General features: G+C 35.9%; 16 protein-coding genes. 4 read left to right on the top strand and 12 right to left on the bottom strand.

From position 1 onward, the window contains the following. Positions 1-3: 3 nt before the first annotated feature. Both AAEU33_RS10900 and AAEU33_RS10895 read right to left on the bottom strand, forming a co-directional pair. Positions 4-648 carry a hypothetical protein gene (locus tag AAEU33_RS10900; RefSeq protein ID WP_345992643.1) on the bottom strand — a complete coding sequence of 215 codons (645 nt, stop codon included), beginning with the start codon at positions 646-648 and terminating at the stop codon, positions 4-6. A gap of 18 nt (positions 649-666) precedes the next feature. Further along, on the bottom strand, positions 667-2814 hold the full coding sequence (locus tag AAEU33_RS10895; RefSeq protein ID WP_345992641.1) for a TonB-dependent receptor: 2148 nt from the start codon (positions 2812-2814) through the stop codon (positions 667-669). Between the two features lie 92 nt (positions 2815-2906). Here AAEU33_RS10895 and AAEU33_RS10890 point away from each other — a divergent pair, with 92 nt between their 5' ends. Beyond that, positions 2907-3404 carry a cupin domain-containing protein gene (locus tag AAEU33_RS10890; RefSeq protein WP_345992639.1) on the top strand — a complete coding sequence of 166 codons (498 nt, stop codon included), beginning with the start codon at positions 2907-2909 and terminating at the stop codon, positions 3402-3404. Positions 3405-3933: 529 nt separating this feature from the next. Here AAEU33_RS10890 and mnmE read toward each other — a convergent pair. The 6 genes from mnmE to AAEU33_RS10860 all read right to left on the bottom strand — a co-directional run bounded on the left by mnmE (position 3934) and on the right by AAEU33_RS10860 (position 11108). Then, complete coding sequence (mnmE, locus tag AAEU33_RS10885; protein WP_345992637.1) at positions 3934-5319, bottom strand: tRNA uridine-5-carboxymethylaminomethyl(34) synthesis GTPase MnmE; 1386 nt, start codon at positions 5317-5319, stop codon at positions 3934-3936. Between the two features lie 100 nt (positions 5320-5419). Further along, positions 5420-6346 (bottom strand): DUF4421 family protein, encoded by a 927-nt coding sequence (locus AAEU33_RS10880; protein ID WP_345992635.1) that lies wholly within the window; start codon positions 6344-6346, stop codon positions 5420-5422. A 133-nt stretch (positions 6347-6479) separates the two neighbouring features. Then, the gene (locus AAEU33_RS10875) at positions 6480-7058 is read right to left on the bottom strand and encodes an NAD(P)H-dependent oxidoreductase (RefSeq protein ID WP_345992633.1); all 579 of its coding nucleotides are present in this window, start codon (positions 7056-7058) and stop codon (positions 6480-6482) included. Next, positions 7055-8074, bottom strand: a complete 1020-nt coding sequence (locus tag AAEU33_RS10870) for a saccharopine dehydrogenase (RefSeq protein WP_345992631.1) — start codon at positions 8072-8074, stop codon at positions 7055-7057. The genes AAEU33_RS10875 and AAEU33_RS10870 overlap by 4 nt, the downstream gene beginning before the upstream one ends. Positions 8075-8131: 57 nt before the next feature. Next, complete coding sequence (locus AAEU33_RS10865) at positions 8132-8698, bottom strand: Crp/Fnr family transcriptional regulator (protein WP_345992629.1); 567 nt, start codon at positions 8696-8698, stop codon at positions 8132-8134. A gap of 640 nt (positions 8699-9338) precedes the next feature. Then, the gene (locus AAEU33_RS10860) at positions 9339-11108 is read right to left on the bottom strand and encodes an aminopeptidase P family protein (protein WP_172279494.1); all 1770 of its coding nucleotides are present in this window, start codon (positions 11106-11108) and stop codon (positions 9339-9341) included. 328 nt (positions 11109-11436) lie between these two features. Here AAEU33_RS10860 and AAEU33_RS10855 point away from each other — a divergent pair, with 328 nt between their 5' ends. Next, positions 11437-11874 carry a DUF6526 family protein gene (locus AAEU33_RS10855; protein ID WP_345992627.1) on the top strand — a complete coding sequence of 146 codons (438 nt, stop codon included), beginning with the start codon at positions 11437-11439 and terminating at the stop codon, positions 11872-11874. A gap of 202 nt (positions 11875-12076) precedes the next feature. Then, entirely contained in the window at positions 12077-13180 is a 1104-nt protein-coding gene (locus AAEU33_RS10850; RefSeq protein WP_172279495.1) for a DNA topoisomerase IB, read from the top strand. A 4-nt stretch (positions 13181-13184) separates the two neighbouring features. Here the strand turns inward: AAEU33_RS10850 and AAEU33_RS10845 are convergent, their stop codons facing one another. Beyond that, a complete protein-coding gene (locus tag AAEU33_RS10845) occupies positions 13185-13670 on the bottom strand; it encodes a hypothetical protein (RefSeq protein WP_345992625.1) in 486 nt (161 codons plus the stop codon). A 343-nt stretch (positions 13671-14013) separates the two neighbouring features. On the opposite strand from AAEU33_RS10845, the gene pruA reads away from it, so the two are divergent. Then, positions 14014-15639, top strand: a complete 1626-nt coding sequence (gene pruA / locus AAEU33_RS10840) for an L-glutamate gamma-semialdehyde dehydrogenase (protein WP_172279497.1) — start codon at positions 14014-14016, stop codon at positions 15637-15639. A 73-nt stretch (positions 15640-15712) separates the two neighbouring features. On the opposite strand, the gene AAEU33_RS10835 is transcribed toward pruA, so the two are convergent. The 3 genes from AAEU33_RS10835 to AAEU33_RS10825 all read right to left on the bottom strand — a co-directional run bounded on the left by AAEU33_RS10835 (position 15713) and on the right by AAEU33_RS10825 (position 19642). Beyond that, complete coding sequence (locus AAEU33_RS10835; protein WP_345992623.1) at positions 15713-16771, bottom strand: diphosphomevalonate decarboxylase; 1059 nt, start codon at positions 16769-16771, stop codon at positions 15713-15715. Between the two features lie 93 nt (positions 16772-16864). Further along, complete coding sequence (locus AAEU33_RS10830; protein WP_345992621.1) at positions 16865-18628, bottom strand: long-chain fatty acid--CoA ligase; 1764 nt, start codon at positions 18626-18628, stop codon at positions 16865-16867. Then, positions 18629-19642 carry an NAD-dependent epimerase/dehydratase family protein gene (locus AAEU33_RS10825; RefSeq protein WP_345992619.1) on the bottom strand — a complete coding sequence of 338 codons (1014 nt, stop codon included), beginning with the start codon at positions 19640-19642 and terminating at the stop codon, positions 18629-18631. Between the last annotated feature and the right edge of the window lie 9 nt (positions 19643-19651).

Below are 19651 nucleotides of genomic sequence, written 5' to 3'. Positions count from 1 at the left end.
TATTTATTTCTTATAATTATTTAATAACTGCTCCGCCTGTATTTTACCCCAACTAGGCATCGCTTCATACCGAGGTACAAATGTATTAAATTTTTCAAGAGCTTTTTGCAAATATGGCAGTGCTTTTTCTTCACCGCCACCAAATACTTTAGGTGTGTAATAAATTCCCACTGCACGTATTAAATATGGCCGTGGATTTGTAGGATCAGCTTTTATAGATAAATTGATATAATCAGCACTCTTTCTACCCATAACCTCTCCTCTTATTCTGGGATCAACATTAACTTTTACACTGTAAAGGTATGCATAAAGTGCATAAATCTCGGAATTTTGTGGATTTATTTTTTCTGCCATTTTCAGATAATTTGCCGCTTCATCACAATATCTGTCAATATCTTCTCCTTTAGACAAATATGCAAGCTTTACCTTGGAGTATGCTGTATAGTAATATGGCAACCAATTTTTTTCGTCAATATAAATAATTCGTTCAAAATCACCAGCAATTGTTTTAAAATCTTGCTTTGTATCACATTCATTTAATTTAGTAATGCTTGCAATAATAAGAGTATCGTTTTTAGTTTGAGAATAAAATGTCGTTACGTTACCAAGTAAAATAAACGAAAAAAAAACTTTTCTAACTAGTATCATAATATATTTTTTTTGAGTTTAAGGTAGCTGTTCTAATACTTCTTTTGACCGATTTTCGCCAATACTAATAAACCATCCGATCATAAAACTTCTTTTATAGGGCAACTCTATCGCTTGATTATATTTTCCATTTCGAGAAAAACGATAGTTAAAAATCTGATTATTACCCAGAACATTATTAACAGCAAGGACAAATGTGTTAAATGTTAACCCCCATTTACGTAATAAAGCTATATTAAAATTAAGGTTATGATAAGAAGGAGTTTTATCTCCTAAAAAGACAGGGTTATTAGGATTGTAATAAGTTCTTCCCGCAGCGACAGAATAAGTCCCTCCTATGAAAAGTCCTATATTTTCTAAAAAATACTTTGTAACAATATGTGCTGTATGAGGTGACGCAAATGTAGGTCTCGTTGATATTGGATAATCCATAAAATATCTTTTTGTATTAAGCCACGAATATGATATCCAATAATCAAGTCCTTTTATTGTTTTACTATCTCGCCAAAAAATATCTATTCCCGTAGCATACCCCTTTCCACTATTTTCAGTTTTCGGAGATGTTATTAGGAGTTTATCATAATTTTTATAATAACTTTCTAATCTGAAAATTTGTTTAGCCTTCATATACTGGAAATCAATAATATAATGAGTTGATCTCATAAAATTTAAGTCGGAATTATTGATTAAAAGTTGACTCTGTGGTTTTTGAGCATACTCCCCTACAGATACATTCAATTGAGTATATTGGCTTGTTTTATAAGCCAAGGATAATCTTGGTAAGTATACTGATCTTTTAAGGAACTCATTATATTCAGTTCTGAGACCTGGTCTAATTATAAAATTATTACTAAACTTAATATCTAATTCCAACCATAAAGCAATCTCCTGATCTCTGAATCTTAGTTGTTTTTTATTTTTTAGAGTATCAGTATCAATATTAGTATTAAAGCCTTCTGCTCCTAAGTAGAGTTTCATCCATTTATTTGGATTGCCAATTAGCGAAAATCTAAGTTGATGCTGAACCGTTTTAGTTTTGAGCCGTAAATTTTGTTCAGTAATCTGACTATTATCAAAATTAAGCCCATACCCCATATAAACTTTCCATTTATCTGTAATGTCTCTGGTGTAGGTTAATAAAGATATAGTATTAATATTTTTAGCTTGATAAGGAAATTTATTTTCCGGATTTTCTATATCCGTATAATTTATTGACTGGTCAATCCAATTTCCATAGCCATACCATTTGATCATACCATTTCCTTTTGTACTCTTACGAAAATTAACATTTAAAGTACCGCTTTCCGGTGCTTTTAACCATTCAACTTTTTGAGGAATCATTTTATAGTAAGAATTGAAATTTGAATACCCTAAATCAATATTTACAGACATATCCTTTTTTTTATTTAAAAAGTTATGTCCCAGCTGACCACCATATGGTAAAAGTGCTATAACTGAAGATGACTTCAGAGGATGACTTTTTGTTTCCAAAGTTAATACCGAGGAAAGAGCATCTCCATACTTAGATGAATAACCTCCTGTGTTAAAAATTATACCTTTAAAAAGATGTGGACTAAATCTGTTTCTTTGTGCTATATCTGGCACACCTGCTAAAAAAGGATTAAAGATATTTAGTTCATCAATCATTACCTTGGTCTCATCACCACTTCCTCCTCTTACAAACAACGCTCCGCTTTCACCAATTTGCTGTGTACCAGGAAGTGTACGTAAAGAACCTGTAATATCACCATCAGTACCTGCCGTGGTTTCAACATCCATTGAACTAAGAACAGAGGATTTATTTTTATCTCCCACTCCAAAATTTCCAGCCATTATAACGACCTCCTCTATTTCTTTATCCTTTTTCTTCATTATTAACTGAAGGAAACCTGAGTTAGTATCAATATTGACTTCCTGTTGTAGTTCATCCATTAATTCATGTTTCAATACAATAGTAATTATATCTTTAGATGTGGTGTTAATTACAAAATCGCCATTACTATTAGTAAATGTCCCATCAACTGTACCCTTCACAAATATATTAACTCCCTCAAGTCTCTTTCCACTTTCATCTAATACTCTCCCTTTAATTAAAGTTTGGGCACAAATATTAGAGGAAATCATAAAACTTATAATAATAATGATTATTCGAAACAAAAATTTCATTGTTTTTTTTTACAAATATAAATACTTTTATTTGTAAAAGTGCTTATATTTGTAAAAAATGAGATAAGTCATATTGAAACAAATTATAAAATATGAATAAAAAAAATATCAATATAAAGAAACAAAATGCTTCTAAAGAATATTTCGCATTAGCAGGCGATAATTATCGTGTCGTAATATCAGGTAAAGAGACAGAAGGAAAATATGCAGTTATTGATATGATAATTCCTCCGGGTGGAGGACCAATGCCACATTCTCATCCAAAATTTACAGAAACATTTTTTATTATAAGCGGTGAGCTCCTATATAAAACAGAATCAGGAAAAGTAATTGTAACTGCTGGTGATTTTGTAGAGGTACCAACAGGGGGAGCAATCCATTGCTTTAAAAATATGTCTGAATGTAACGCACACGTAATTTGTACAGTTTTTCCCGCTGGTTTTGAAGAATTTTTTAAAGAAATAGGAACTCCTGTTAATGAAGGTGAGTTTATTTCCATAGAAGAGAGCAATTCCGAATATCAGAAAAGAATAGAGTTTGTAAGTAAAAAATATGGGCAGAAAATTTACAAAGAAAATTTTTTGGAATAAACGTTAAGAGCGTCCCAAGCTCAGAAATAGCTATTATTCAATTTAGAAAACAGGGGGGCTTAGCTCTTTATTCCTAAAGTGTATTTTCTCTTAGACAGGGAGCAAAAAATAACCAAATAGCAATCAAACTCTCATCTTTTATGGGAGATCTCTTTAACAATATACTAAACAATCCTTTAAACCACATAATAAATATCAATGTATTTCAGCTTTCTCATTTTAATGATTATGCAATTAACTTCTTTAGCAGAGTTCGGCTCTGGATGTAAATACACTTTTAGATATTCAAAATCTCGCGGATGTATTCTTTTCTTTTGATTATTAGTGGAGGAACCTTTGTGATATTAGATGAAAAGACTAATCCTTCCATCAGCTAAGTTTTTCTGTTTTAAAGTTATTTCATAATTTATATTGAGGCGTACATCAGATGTACCAATATAATAACAAACTCCAAAAAGAGAAAATACATTTTACGTAAATTACTGAAAATCAAATAAAAGACAAGGGACGGAATTAAAAGAAAATGAATTTACTTTCCAATACAAAACTTAGAAAAAATATTCCCCAGCACTTCATCATTGGTAACCTCTCCGGAGATCTCTCCTAAATGTTCCAATGCATTACGAAGTTCATACGCCAATAGCTCTGTGGAAATCCGGAAAGTGATTGCTTCATTTACTTTGTGTACTGCACTTAAAGATTTGTGTAACGATTCGAAGTGACGCTGGTTGGTGATCACCACATTATTTTCGAGGGATTTCAATTGTTCAACATAGGATGACAATTCATTTTTCAGGTCCTGGATATTCTGATTCTCTACTGCTGAGATTTTGATGAAATCAAATTCATGGTTGATTTCCTTTCTGAAAACATTTTCCACATTTTCATATTTTGTAGGAATAACCTCATCAATTTTAGTGGCACAAATAATCAACTTTAAATCTTCTCTTATCAAAGAACGGATCATTTCAATATCTTCTGTAAAATCTTCTGTAGCGGCATCTGCAAGATAAACGAGAATATTGGCATTTTCAACTTTCTCTTTGGCTTTTTTAACGCCTATTGCTTCAATTTCGTCCGCGGTTTCACGTAATCCTGCGGTATCGATCAGACGGAATGCATGTCCCTTAATATGTAAAACCTCCTCGATTGTATCTCTGGTGGTCCCTGCAATACTGCTGACGATCGCTCTTTCTTCTTTCAGGAGGGCATTCAATAATGTGGATTTACCTGCATTCGGCTTACCAATGATGGCAACAGCAGTCCCGTTTTTAATAGCATTTCCGTACTGAAAGCTTTCGATGAGGGAGTTTAATTTTAATTCAATTTTGCTTAAGAGCTGATTGAGGGCTGACCGGTCTGCAAATTCCACATCTTCTTCTGCGAAATCCAATTCCAGCTCGATCAACGAAACGAAATTCAGCAAATCAGTTCTCAGAATTGATATCTCGTTGGTAATTCCTCCTTTCAGCTGGTTGATGGCCACTTTCCGGGATGCTTCGTTCTCAGAAGCAATAACATCTGCAATAGCTTCTGCCTGGGAAAGATCGATTCTTCCGTTGATAAAAGCACGAAGTGTAAATTCTCCAGCTTTTGCCATTCTTGCTCCGTTTTTGGTAAGGGTTTCAAGAATACGTTTTCCAATATGCGGAGATCCGTGAAATGCTATTTCCACAGAGTTTTCAGTTGTAAAACTTTTGGGTGCCAGGAAAATAGATAACATCACCTCATCAATAGCCTCTTCCCCATCCATAAAATATCCGTAATGAATGGTATGCGATTTTTGCTTCCCAAGATTTTTCCCGGGAAAAGACTTCTGTACCACAGATAAAGCATCGTTACCCGAAACTCTGATAATGCCTAAAGCTCCTACTCCATTGGCCGTAGCCAACGCACAAATGGTATCGTTATTCATGCTGCAAATTTACGTTTTTTAATGGAAATCTTTATGCTAAATGCTTATACGGATTGTCTATAATAACGATTTGAAACCACGGCCATAAACAGCAAAGATTTTATTTGTTTTTGGATTTAAAAATATGATCCAGATGTTTAACATAGGAAAGCTGCATGGTAATGGCAGTAAGGCTTAGCTCTTCTTTTTTTACGGGATAGACGGTTTTATTGTTAATGAGGATCGCAAAAGAAATACCCCAGTTATTTTTATGATAATTTCTGGCAATCCGGGCAAATGCAGTAGGATACACTTCAACCCTGCCTTTTTTCAATGATTTAAGGGCATTCCCAAAATTAGCCCCTGCCTGAATAGTTCCTGTCATCATCCAACTCTCACTCATGACCCAGGAATAAGCATATCCTCCATTAATTCCCAATTGAAAATTTTCTAATCCGTACGTTCCTTCAGAGCCGCTTCTTTCCATTCCTTTCAACTGATAATAATAACCACCGCCTCCTACCAGCCAGCTTCCGGCAGAATGCCGCTGTATTTCGTCCAGGTCAAAAGCAGCCTTGGATGAGAAGCGTTTCCCATTAAAAAGGTAGGTCGCTTCCATACCGATCTGCTTTACGGACATTTGCTGATAGATATCGGGATTCTCGTCTTTGTCTTTCTCCACATAAAATCCCCTGTAGTCCTGGAAGAATATATCGAATATCATCTTCCTGCCATAGTGATGGATCTGGAAATCACGCGTTTTCGTTTTTCCGTATTTCTTTTTATCCGTTAAAGGAATAAAACCATATCCCAGCTGAATTCCTACGATCGTATTTTTAATCGCGAAACCGATGCCTGTATTCAATGGATAATTAGGAGTATAATGCCTATCCGTATCGTCTACTTCTAAAGAACTGGTAGAAAGATATCCGGATATCCTGTATTTCTGTGGATAGGACTTGATGTACGATGAATCGATCTCCTGGGCATGGATATATGAAACGGAAAAAACAGCTGTTAATCCGGTTAAAAACTTCTTAAGACGCATACATTAAATGATTCCATTATATTCTACTGTTTTTGCTATCATTTTTCTTTAACGGACAGCAATTTAAGTATAATTTTCAGTTTTTAACCTATCAGAATCATTTAAGCTTTATTATAAATATTTAATATACATGCTACTTTTGCCTTTGTCCTGCCTTTTGTATTTTTTTCAGCCATTGGGCACGCTGCTTTTCATCAGAGGTCTTGATGATTCCGACATAGCTCACTCTAACAGGTTTTATTCCACAAAACTTCAATGTTGATTTTCTGAGCTGATTCACACTGGGACGACCATACATCAACCGGTAATACCAGCCCGGTTGATCTAAAGTGGTAATAATGTGTGCCGTCTTTCCTTTCAAAAGCTGATCCCACCACAGCGAATTTTCTCTGTATTTAAAAGCCATACCCGGAAGAAAAAGCCGATCAATGAACCCTTTTGTAATAGCTGGCAGACCTCCCCACCAGACGGGATGAATCCAAACCAGATGATCCGCCCATTGTATCGCCTCCCATGCTTTCAGCAGATCCGGTTCCAGTTCCATTCTTTTCTGATAACCGAATGTAAGATTAGGATTAAACTCCAGATCTGAAATAACAATTTCTTTAATTGCGGCTCCTGAATTAACAGCTCCTTTTTTATAAGCACTTGAAAGTGCAAAACAAAATGAACTCATGTGAGGATGCCCGTTGATAATTACTATTTTTTTCATCCGATTGTTTGTATATGGATACTTTCGTAAGCATTTAATGAGTTCATTAAATCATGGGGTTCATGCAGCTGGTGACTAAAGTAAATCCTGTTATCATGTTTTTCACTTCCTAGCAATTTTTCAGCATGGAGAACCGCAGATAATGCCGTTAATTCTGCCTGGCCGTTTGTGCTTTTCAGGCTGATTATTTTATTACCCGTATGGCCTGAGATTACGATATCGAAAACAGATTGATCTCCCTTTCCGCTTGATCCAAAGATCATCCTGCGTTCTTTCAACGATAAAATACTGAAGATCCTCATAGATTGAAAAGCACCCAACAGCCAGGTAACAAACTTTGAGTTATAGGTCATTTTAACCGTTACATCCGGTATTTTCTCAATTTTATTTAAAATATACAAATCCGGCACGTCAAAATTGTAGGCAGTTCTTTTCCCTATTCCAAAAGAATACTCAAACAATTCGGAGTTTAAAAAATGTTTGACAGAAAAAGGTTGGTTATTTTTATACATAAAAAAGGGTTTAGCCACATTTTCAGCCATAAAATGGGCTGAACTCTCTCCGGCAAGATCTTTTATAGAGTAATAAACGAAAAGCTGCACCTTGTTTATCTGACCTGAAAATGTATTGGTTAATCCACTGACTATACCTCCCATCCAGCCTGAACTAAAAACGATCCGACTGTTGATCTTTTGTTTTTTCGCCAGTTCATAGGCATTCATAAGGTCCGGTGTAGGTTTGGTAATATCCAGGTAATCAATTTTATTTTCTATAGCAAACCGGAGAATATAATCCTCCTGGTCATTCACGGAAAGAATGATCAAATGGATCTGATGATCCAGAATCGTTTGAAAAGTATCGGGCTTGGTAACATCCACCAATAAATCATTTGCGGATTTTCCTGTTCTTCGGCCTCCTATAAAAACTTGATGGTGAGGATTTCTGGATTTGAAAATACGGGCAATGGTTTTCCCTACTGTTCCATTCCCGCCGATAATTAAAATATTTGACTGCATCTCTGATTTTTTTTGACAAAACTAGAGAGCTGGAGGATCATTTAACAGGACAAATGTCTAAAAAGAAATTTCTTTTCGGATACGGCTTAAATGCCTTTGTGTAATTCCAAGATAAGAAGATAAATATTGAAGAGGAATATCCTGGATATAATTAGGATGGTTCTTCAGCAGAGAAAGATACCTTTGTTTAGCATTATCCCTTTGCAGTTCGAAAAAACGTTTTTCCAGCTCCAGGTATTCCTGTTCAGCAATCATTTTTAGGAATAAGACCCATTTCGGATTCCCGTTAACTAATTTTTCTATCTTCTCTTTTTTCAAAACTAAAAGATGAGCCTCTGAAATAGCCTGCATACTTTCAACGCCCGGATTTCCCGAAATAAATGAAGAATAAGAAGCGATCCACACATTAGGAAACCTGAAGCAGTATGTATTGTCTTTTCCCTCACTTGAAGTATAATAAGACCTGAAAATACCGGATTCTATAAAAGCTATTTCCTTGCATTGATCTCCCTCATAAACAAAATAATCATTTTTATTGAGCCTTCTCACTTCAAAAAGCTGCAAAATGCCTTCAATTTCAAGCTCGGTAAATAAATTAAAGCTTCGAAAATATTCCTGTATCATTTTTGATTATCTGGTCATTACAATTACAGCTCAAAGGTAATGAAAACCTGATTATTCCTATACTCAACAAAAAAAATCATCTCATGACTGAGATGATTTACCGTTTAAATTTATTAAATGTATATATGAAGATATGAAAATGGTGTCTCTTTTTGTTATTTCAAAGATAGTTTTCATCATTTCGAAAATCATCAGGGGAATCCCTAGAAATATATCCGTAAAAATACGGTGGTGTAATTCAGATATTATTTTATATTTCCGGAAAATCCTTGAAAAGCAAAATTGATACATGGTAAATATCCGGCCATTGACGGGTTATTTGGCTACGATTGCTGTTGGCGGAAGGGTTTTTAAATCTCAACGGTCATAAAAAAATCATCTCAGGAACGAGATGATTCAACTGTTTGTGTTCTGAAAATATATAAAATGAAGTGGTGTCTGTTTTAATTGATACAAAAATAGACGGGATGGCATTTCTAATTTTCAGGGTAATCCCTAGAAATGCACCCGTAAAAATACGGAGAAGCTTTTTGAGATTACTGACAGGATTTACAACGGGAGGTAATAAGACCGGGATAAATAATTATAAAAAAGCCCCGTAAATAATATTCACAGGGCTTTTCAGTTGATCTAACAATTTTTAAAGCGGGCTTACCAATTGTAAAAACCACTCTTTAACGTCACCTTCTAAATAAGGAGACAGTTTTTGTTCACATGTGCTGTGATATTGATTAAGCCATTCAATCTCTTTTTCAGAAAGAATTTCTTTTACGATCGTATCTTTGAAGAAAGGACAGAATGTAAGGGTTTCAAAATCATAGAAAGTTCCTGATCCCGTCTTTTCAGCTTCTTTTACTGCAATAAGGTTTTCATGACGGATTCCGTACTCTCCTTCCAGATAATATCCCGGTTCATTAGAGCAAACCATCCCCGGAAGAAGTTCCTGCGGATTAAGGTCCTTTCTGATATTTTGCGGTCCTTCGTGTACATTCATAAAACTTCCAACCCCATGTCCGGTTCCATGATTAAAATCTTTTCCCTCCATCCATAGCGGAAGTCTTGCAATGGCATCCAGCTGTACGCCTTTAGTTCCCTTTGGAAACTTTACCATGGATAAACGGATCATTCCCTGTAGTACTAAAGTTGAATTTCTCTTAAATTCCTCAGAAACATTTCCTAAGGCAAAAGTTCTTGTAATATCAGTTGTTCCTTCAAGGTACTGACCTCCGGAATCAACCAGGATACTGGCATCATTCGTTACTTCTTTACTTCCTTCACTTTTTGCAGAATAGTGCATGATGGCTCCATTATCTTTGTACCCGACAATGCTTCCGAAACTTTCTCCGACAAAATTTTCTCCTTCTGCACGGAACCCTAGGAGTTTTTCACCGATAGAATATTCTGTCATTGCTTCTTTTCCTGCGTTATGAGTGAGCCAGTAAAGGAATTTCACCATTGCGACTCCATCTCTTACCATCACCTTTCTGAAACCTTCCAGTTCGGTTTCATTTTTCTGAGCCTTCATTAAATTACCAGGAACAGGAGCTTTTACAAACTGATTATCTGCTTTTAGTGTTTCAAAAATAGACTGGTTGCTGTTTGGAGATACCAGGATTTTTTCGTTCTTAACTGTTGTAAGGTAGTTATAAAACTCTTCATAAGGCATCATTTTTACGAAAGAATCGTCCAGTTGTTTTCTCGCTTCTACCTCCAATTTTTCAAGATCGGTAAACAGGATCGCATCATTTTTTGTAATGATGATATAGCCTAAAAATACCGGATTGCTTTGTACATCACTTCCTCTCAGATTAAGCGTCCATGCTACGTCATCAAGGCTGGAAATAATATGATAGGTAACTTCCTGTTCTTCCATTTTCTGACGGATGGCGGAAAGCTTATCAGTCACGGATTTTCCCGATCTTTCTACCGGTTGAGTATAAATCGGATTTTTTGAAGGTGTTCCCCTGTCCTTCCATACTTCCTTCAGTAAAGGAGCGTCTGCAAGAACGATATTTTTATTTTTTAATTTTTGAGAAAGGAGTTCCCAATTGGCGTTGGATGTGGCTACTGCATTAACAGCTACTTTCCCGCCCGCAGGAATTTCGGAAATAATCCAGTCGATATAGTTAGGCGTCCCTTCAATTCCATCTTTAAAAAGATCAATCCCCGAGTCCTGAAGTTCTATTGCAGCCTGGGTAAAATACCGTCCGTCCGTCCAAAGTCCGGCTTTGTTTTGGGTAACCACCACAAAACCTGCTGACCCGAGAAATCCTGAGAGCCATGCTCTCTCCTGCCATTCTTCCGGTAAATATTCACTCATATGCGGATCTGCAGAATATACTATAAATGCATCAACATTATTTTTCTGCATTTCTTCACGAAGCGCAGCTACTTTTTCCCTTGAAGTCATTTTTTAATTTTTTAAAACCGAAAGTTACAAAAAATTTGAGCTTCCGGATTCAAATTATTAACCGTTTTTTCCCGAATTAAAGGTTATTTTTTATTTTTTCACTGATCATAAAACTGAGAGATTCTCATTCGCTAGACATAAAAATTTCAATGTCCCGTCTACATCTGAATGATTCACTGCTAAAAAAATTTATGTAAGAAAAAAAAGAATTTAATGAATACATAAAAAATAAATCATTTAAGCCAAAAACAAATACTTTAAAGCATGAAAACAACAATTATTATTAAAAATATTCTATTTTGGAAAGATTCTTGCTACATCATATCCTATGGGAAAGCAGAATTATAAAAACCACAGAAAATTTTATCCTCCACATCACTTCATTTATCTTCCTCTGCTGTTTATATTGGAATGCGTAGGAATTTATAATATCTGGAATGATGGTGAGAACAAACTTACCTGGATCCTATTTTCTATAGTCATTTTTCTGATTCTCTATTTAGCCGTTATGCTGCGGCAGCACTATGCACTCGGCAATCAAAACCGTATTGTAAGACTTGAATTCAGACAACGGTACTTTGAAATTTTTAATAAAAGATCCGATGAGGCTTATGAAAAATTAAGTTTCGACCAGATCGCCGCTTTGAGGTTCGCTGATGACGATGAATTTAAAGAGCTTTTGTATAAGGCTCTGAATGAAAATATTTCCGGAGATCAGATCAAGAAGTCTATCAAAAACTGGAGACCTGATCACCATAGAATTTAAATCAAACACTAAAAAAATCAATATGAAAAAATTACCCTTATACAGTATTGCAATATTCAGTTTATTGTTACTAACAAGTTGTGAAGCCGTCGAGACTATCTTTAAGGCTGGAATGTGGTGGGGAATTTTGCTCGTTGTAGCGGTTGTCGTTATTCTATTATTAATTTTTTCGAAGGGTAAAAACTCTTAACCATGCTTTATTATGGATAATGACGACTTTGAATTGATCTCCCACCTTAAACCTTCTAAGATTGTTAAGATCATGAAAGATCCGGTGGCTTCTGCAAAGGCAGTAAATCTTATTTACACCTCCGATACAGAAACCGCCGGAATTATTCGTAAAAGAAGGGGAAAAAAGTATTCGTACTTTAAAGACGGTGAACGCATTAAAGACAAAGATGAGATCACCAGGATCAATAAACTGGTAATTCCTCCTGCGTGGGAAAATGTTTGGATCTGTGCCCTGGACAATGGACATCTGCAGGCTACAGGATTTGATATTAAGAAACGAAAACAGTATAAATACCATTCTTTATGGAGTGCCTTAAGGAACCACACCAAATTTTACAGGATGCTTCAGTTTGGATATGCCTTACCTGAAATCCGCCTGCATGTGGAAAAAGATCTGGCACTGAGAAATTTTGAAAAAAGAAAAATCCTGGCTCTGATCGTAAGCCTTATGCAACGTACAAATATCAGGATTGGTAATAATGCATATGAGAAACTATATGGATCATTCGGCTTAACCACCTTAAAAGATAAACACGTAAAGATCAACGGGCAGAAAATGACCTTTTCTTTCAAAGGAAAAAAAGGGGTAATGCACAATGTCGATCTGAAAAGTAAAAGGCTGGCAAGACTTGTTCAGAAATGTAAAGATATTCCGGGGAAAGAACTTTTCCAGTATTATGATGATGAGGGCAACAGACATTCCATTGATTCCGGAATGGTGAATGATTATATTAAAGAGATCAGCGGCGAAGATTTTACGGCTAAGGACTTCAGAACCTGGTCAGGGACCGTCAGTGCTTTAATCGCATTCAAAGAAATAGGCTATGCGGAAAGCAATACGGAATACAAAAGAAAAGTAAAGGAGGCATTGGATATTGTAGCTTCACACCTGGGCAACACCAGCACGGTGTGCAGAAAATACTATGTTCATCCACTGGTGATCAACCTTTACGAAAATAATACGATTAAAAAATACCTTGACGAGCTGGAAGACATTGAAGTAAATGATGGCAAGGCGGATTTAACACAAGAAGAAAAATTAGTGCTGAAAATTCTTGAGAACGAAAAAATGTAATCCGCTATTGAGAAACAGAAGTACTCGGCGGGTAATCATACTCTTTAATTTCAATAACAGACTCTTTTTCATCATATAGAACATCCAGATTACTTTCTAGGAAGGTGATCAGGCTTTCCATGCATTTCTGATTTGTTTGGGAATTTACTACAAACGGACGATGACCAAAGGTGACTGCTATCTCTTCAGTTTTCCTGAGAATCTGATAAGTCCCTTTTACGATACTTTTACAGTCTTTCTGATTGATATTCATTTGGAAATTCTTAGCATCAACAAAGTATAAAACATCAGGCTTCATCTTATCTTGATCCAACAGGATGTGAGAATTATCAAGATCCTTTAAATCAAAATTCCATTTTGACTTTTTAAGAACATTATTCAGAAGTTCGTCTGTTGAAGATGAAGTGCCAGACTGTTTTACATTTTTCTTGATTTGCTGAGCAAAAACAACCTGGGAAAAGCATAAAACGATAAAGAATATTATTTTCATAAGTTACTGCCTTAAAACACATTAAATATACTTATTCTTTCTCTTATACGGGTTTATCTTTTTGTAAAAACTGAATTCAATCATAGGATTCTGCATTATTTCAAACTGGTATAAGCTGTATCCGGGCAATATTAATTAATATTCAAATGAGATACAGATCCTTCACTCATTATAAAATCGAAACAAAAACACCACAAAACGATTTATTTTCGCTGGTAAAATACCGCATTTATTATAGAGTATATGAATGTAAAGGATAATTTATAAAAACTATGGTTTATTTTTTCTTTGTCTGAATTATCGTAAATTTGTAGTACAGACTTAATTAAAACAATTAAAATATATGTCAAAAGCAATTTCGCAAGTTCCACTTGCAGTAAATGAGCCTGTAAACTCTTATGTACCAGGTTCAGCTGAAGTAAAAAGCCTTATTGCCACATACAAAAAAATGTGGGCTGAAAAGATAGAAATCCCAATGGTCATCAATGGAAAGGAAGTAAAAACCGACGAGAAGGTTCAGCTTCAGTCTCCACAGGATCATGCTCACGATTTTGGATTTTACTACAAAGGAACAATGCAACATGTGGATGATGCGATCAATGCTGCATTAGCTGCAAAAAAAGAATGGAACGAGCTTGGATGGGAGCAGCGTGCTGCAATCTTCTTAAAGGCTGCTGATCTGTTGGCAGGACCATACAGAGACGTGATCAATGCAGCAACCATGATCGGACAATCTAAAAATGTACACCAGGCTGAAATTGACTCAGCTTGTGAATTCATAGATTTCTTAAGATTCAATGTTGAATTTATGACGGAAATGTATTCTGAGCAGCCTATCTCTGACAGTGGGATCTGGAACCGTGTAGAGTACAGACCATTAGAAGGATTCTGCTTTGCAGTAACTCCGTTCAACTTTACTGCAATCTCAGGAAACCTTCCTACTTGTATGGCTATGCTTGGAAACGTAGTGGTTTGGAAACCTTCAGATAAGCAGGTGTATTCTGCAAAAGTAATCATGGATGTATTAACGGAGGCAGGTCTTCCTGCAGGGGTAATCAACATGATCTTTACAGACGGTAAAGAAACTGCTGAGAAAGTATTGGCACACCGTGATTTTGCAGGACTTCATTTTACAGGTTCTACAAAAGTTTTCCAGGGAATGTGGAAAATGATCGGAGATAATATCCATAACTACAGAACCTATCCAAGAATCGTTGGAGAAACTGGAGGTAAAGACTTTGTTATCGCTCACCCATCTGCTAACGTTGAAGCAGTAGCTACAGCTTTAGTAAGAGGAGCTTTCGAATATCAGGGACAGAAATGTTCTGCGGCTTCAAGAGCATATATTCCAAAATCTCTTTGGGCAGATGTAAAAAAAGTAATGGAAGCTCAGATGAGTACAATTAAGATCGGTTCTCCGGAAGATCCTTCAAACTTTGTCAATGCTGTTATCGATAAAAATTCTTTCGAAAAATGTAAAGGATATATCGAGAGAGCTCAAAACTCTAATGAAGCTAATGTAGTGATCGGAGGAAAATGTGATGATTCAAAAGGATGGTTTGTAAATCCAACCGTTATTGAAACTACAAATCCTCAATACGAAAGTATGGTTGAAGAAATCTTTGGCCCTATCTTAAGTATCTATGTTTACGAAGATAAAGACTGGAAAGAAACTTTACAGCTGGTGGATTCTTCATCTCCATATTCATTAACAGGTTCTGTTTTTGCTCAAGACCGTTATGCGGTAAATGAAGCTTTCAAAGCTTTAGAAAATGCTTCAGGTAACTTCTACATCAATGATAAACCAACAGGAGCTGTAGTAGGACAACAGCCTTTCGGAGGAGGTAGAGCTTCAGGAACCAATGATAAAGCAGGTTCTAAAATGAATCTTCTGAGATGGACTTCCGTAAGAAGTATCAAAGAAACTTTTGTTTCTCCTAAAGATTACAAATATCCATATTTAGGATAAAAAAATGAGTAATCATTAATATATAAAAAATGCCCGGAAGTTTTACTTCCGGGCATTTTTTGTATGATATATTTTAAAACTTCATCACATCTTTTACCACTCCGTTCTTTTGGGTATGTGGCAATAGTTCAGATTCAATAAAGGTCTTGATCTTTTCTTCAGCACCATTATTCGGAAATAACAGATGAACATTTGCTCCTGCGTCCAAAGTAAAAAATAAAGGTAACCCCGTCTCCTTTCTGAAATCCCATATTTTATTGATGACTTCCAGAGTTCCTGTTTTCATCAAGATAAATGCAGGATCGCTCATCATCATCATTGCATGAAGGGTAAGGGCCTCATGTTCAACCAATGTAATAAACCTTTCCATATCCCCGTTTTTAAGAATCTCTCTCATCGGAATAAAGTTTTCTCTTGCTTCCTGAAATCTTCTTTCTGCATAAGGATTTGTATTCATCAAACCATGACCTACTGTAGAAGAAACACTTTTCTGTCCTTCATGAATCAGCAGGACCCAGTCATTAAAATCTTTGAAAATAGCATGAATATCTTCATCAGTGTATCGGACTGCAAACAAATCGGAACTTCCCTCAACCACATCAGAACTTCCCCATACGACCAATCCGTTATACAGACTTCTGCATGCACTTCCACTTCCCAGTCTGGCCAGAAATGACGCTTTCCTTAAAGATTCTTCTTCCGATCCTTTCCCTGAAAAAAGTTCATCGAGCGCCATAAGACATTTTGCAATGGCTCCAAAACCCGAAGCCGAGCTTGCAATCCCTGAACTGTGTGGAAAAGTATTTTCTGTTTTAATAATATACTTTCCTCTTAAAATCCAAGGTAAGTATTGTTCTATATTTTTAAAATACTTTTCTATTTTTTCTCCGAATTTTACCTCTTCATTTCCTGACAGAAAAGTTTGAACTGAAAAGGGCTGATCCGCTAAGAACTCTAATATTGTATTTGTTTTACAATGGTTAAGGGTATAGCTGATACTTGGGTTGGCTGGAATCTGATCTGCATATTTCCCCCAATATTTAATCAAAGCAATATTTGACGGACAGCTTTCCGAAACCGTTTGTGAAGTAACTGTATAATTTTCTTTTCCTAGAAATTCCTGTGTTGTCATAATTTAATTCAAAATGATGAAGCCTGATTTATTCCCTACGAAAAAGTTCTAAGATCAATTTGAGTATTAAAACTTCATAGGATCAAATTTCATCTAGTACATTTTTTCAATAATATCCTCGTATTTCTTTAAAACCACATTCCTTTTAATTTTCAATGTCGGAGTAATTTCACCGGTATTGATATCGAATTCAGACGGCATTAAAGTAAACTTTTTCACTTTCTCAAAGTCCGCAAGCGGCTCCTGTAATTCTTTAATTTTATCTTTATAGAGACTGATAATTTCTTCTCTTTTTACAATGTCCTCCCAGCTGGTAAAAGGAATATTGTTTTTCTTGATATAATCTTCCAAAAATTCGAAGTTTGGAACAATCAAAGCGGAGACAAACTGTCTTCCCTCAGCAATTAATATAATCTGCTGGATATAATTGTTATTGGTCAGAAGATTTTCAATTTGCTGCGGGGCAATATATTTTCCGTTTGAGGTTTTCATCAGATCCTTGATTCTGTCGGTAATGATCAGATTCCCTTTATCGTCAATCTTTCCGGCATCTCCTGTTTTGAACCATCCATCTGATGTAAATACAGCTCTGGTTTCATCCGGTTTATTGTAATACCCTTTCATAATTCCGTTTCCTGTTGCCTGGATCTCATCATTTTCCCCAATGCGGATCTGAACACCCGGTAAAGGTCTTCCGCTTGTTGCGTGCTCAAAATGCGTTAAAGGAAACAGCGTCAGAGTAGCAGTCGTTTCAGTAAGCCCGTAACCAACCGTTACATGAATTCCTACAGACTCAAAAAAGCGTGTTACTTCCGGAGAAAGCGAGGCTCCTCCACAAGGTAAAAACCATAATCTGCCACCCATCTTCTCTTTGATTTTACTAAAAACAAGCATATTGGCAATAGATTCTTTTATTTTAAGTCCTAATGGTGCAGGCTGATCATTTCTCCTTAATTCGGCAGTCTGCTTACCGGTTTCCAAAGCCCAGTTAAAGATCTTTTTCTTTAGTGAAGAGCTTTCTGTAACCATATCATTCACTCCCGCATAGATCTTCTGAAAAAACCTTGGGACCGCACACATCATAGTCGGCTTTACTTCAATCAAGGCTTTTGCTATATTTTTCGGATCCTCCAGAAAATATACTCTGGCGCCACCATATAATGAGAGTAAGCTCCAGCTTCTTTCAAAAACATGACTCAACGGCAAAAAGGCTAATGACAATTCCTCTTCAAAGTTTTTAAACCTGAAAAACTCAAAATGGGCATCAAAAGCTTTTATAAAATTCCCATGGGTAAGCATAACTCCTTTGGGCGTTCCCGTTGTTCCCGAAGTGTAGATCAGTGTGGCAACATCTTCATATTCTTTTTTACAGAACTCCGGCTTTGCAGCAGCTTTCGCAATAAAATCTTCCAGATAAGAAGCATCTTCTTTTTTAATCCACACTGACTTTTTAGAAACCACAATACCCTGAAGGCTACTGCCCTCTTTGTTTAGAAGTTCAAAACATGCATCATATTGAGCCTGATTCCCTACTAAAACAATTTTAGAATGAGAATCATTGATGATGTATTCTGCCTGCTCAGCATTATTGGTAGAATAAATAGGAACAGTAATAGCTCCGATCGACAGGGAGGCAAGATCAAAGACCATCCATTCTGCAGAATTATCGGAATAAATAGCGACCCTGTCACCCTCCTGAATTCCCGCCTCTTTGAGTGCATTTGCTGTTTTAAAGATCATCTCACTGAATTTCTTCCAGCTCAACTCTTTCCAAACCTCTTTCGTTTTAAAACCAATCGCTGACTTTAACGGGTGTTTTTCTATATTTTTACTGATAATAGCCTCTGCAAGATTCATTTATTTATTCCCCTTTTTGTCGTTAATATAATTATTGAGATGAAAATCAATACTTTCCTCAATAGGAATGAAGTGATAATTCAGCTTTTGCTTAATTTTTTCGTTGGAAATGGTATTAAAGGATGTGATGGATTCAATATTAGATTTTGTAACCAGCTTTAATTGTGGAATCAGCCACCCGAAAAGGATATTGGCTATTCTTCCGGCATTAAGTTCTGCTTTAGACAATATTCTGGCATTTTTCAATCCCAGTTTTTTACGAATATAATTCCCTGTTTCGGCATATCGTTTATTCTCCGAGACCAGAATAAAGCGTTCTCCAAAAATATTATTTTCCATCAGCTCTACAGAAATCCGGGCAACATCCCGGACATCCACGTAAGACGATCCCCCGGAAAAGGTAAAATTATTTTTTTCAAAAGTCGAAAAAAGTTCACCACTGCTTTGGTTCCAGTTTCCACTTCCTATGATAATTGCAGGATTGATGATAATGGTTTTCAGGCCCTCGGCTGAAGCTCTCCATACTTCCATTTCAGATAAATGTTTTGAAATGGCATACGCAGGATGGTCAATCTTCGGATTAAAATCAGATTCTTCGTCAAGTTCCCCTTTTTCATTATAACCGTCTAAAACAGCCACAGAACTCACATGAAGAAATTTAGTAACAGACGAACCTTCACAAGCAAATAAAAGATTTTCTGTACCCTTGATATTCGTATGGTACATTTCTTTCTCATCTTGTGGATGAAAGCTTACTTTTGCAGCACAATGATACACTTCTTCTACGCCTTTCAGGGCATCTTCTAAAGAATTCATATCATCAAAATCTACATCTACCCATTCAATTTTATTAAAAAAATCATCAGAGTTTTCTGTATAAAACTGATATGAATGCTTTACTTCGTTTAAATTACTTGTTCTCCTTTTGGCAGCGCGTACTTTTTTTCCTTTTTTTAAAAGTTCCAAAATAATTACACGACCCAAAATTCCGGTTGCTCCCGTTACAAAAACCATCAATTATAT

Source organism: Chryseobacterium sp. Chry.R1, from assembly GCF_039645525.1.
In the GTDB taxonomy this organism is placed as follows: domain Bacteria; phylum Bacteroidota; class Bacteroidia; order Flavobacteriales; family Weeksellaceae; genus Chryseobacterium; species Chryseobacterium proteolyticum.
This window is presented reverse-complemented; position numbering and strand designations above follow the sequence as displayed.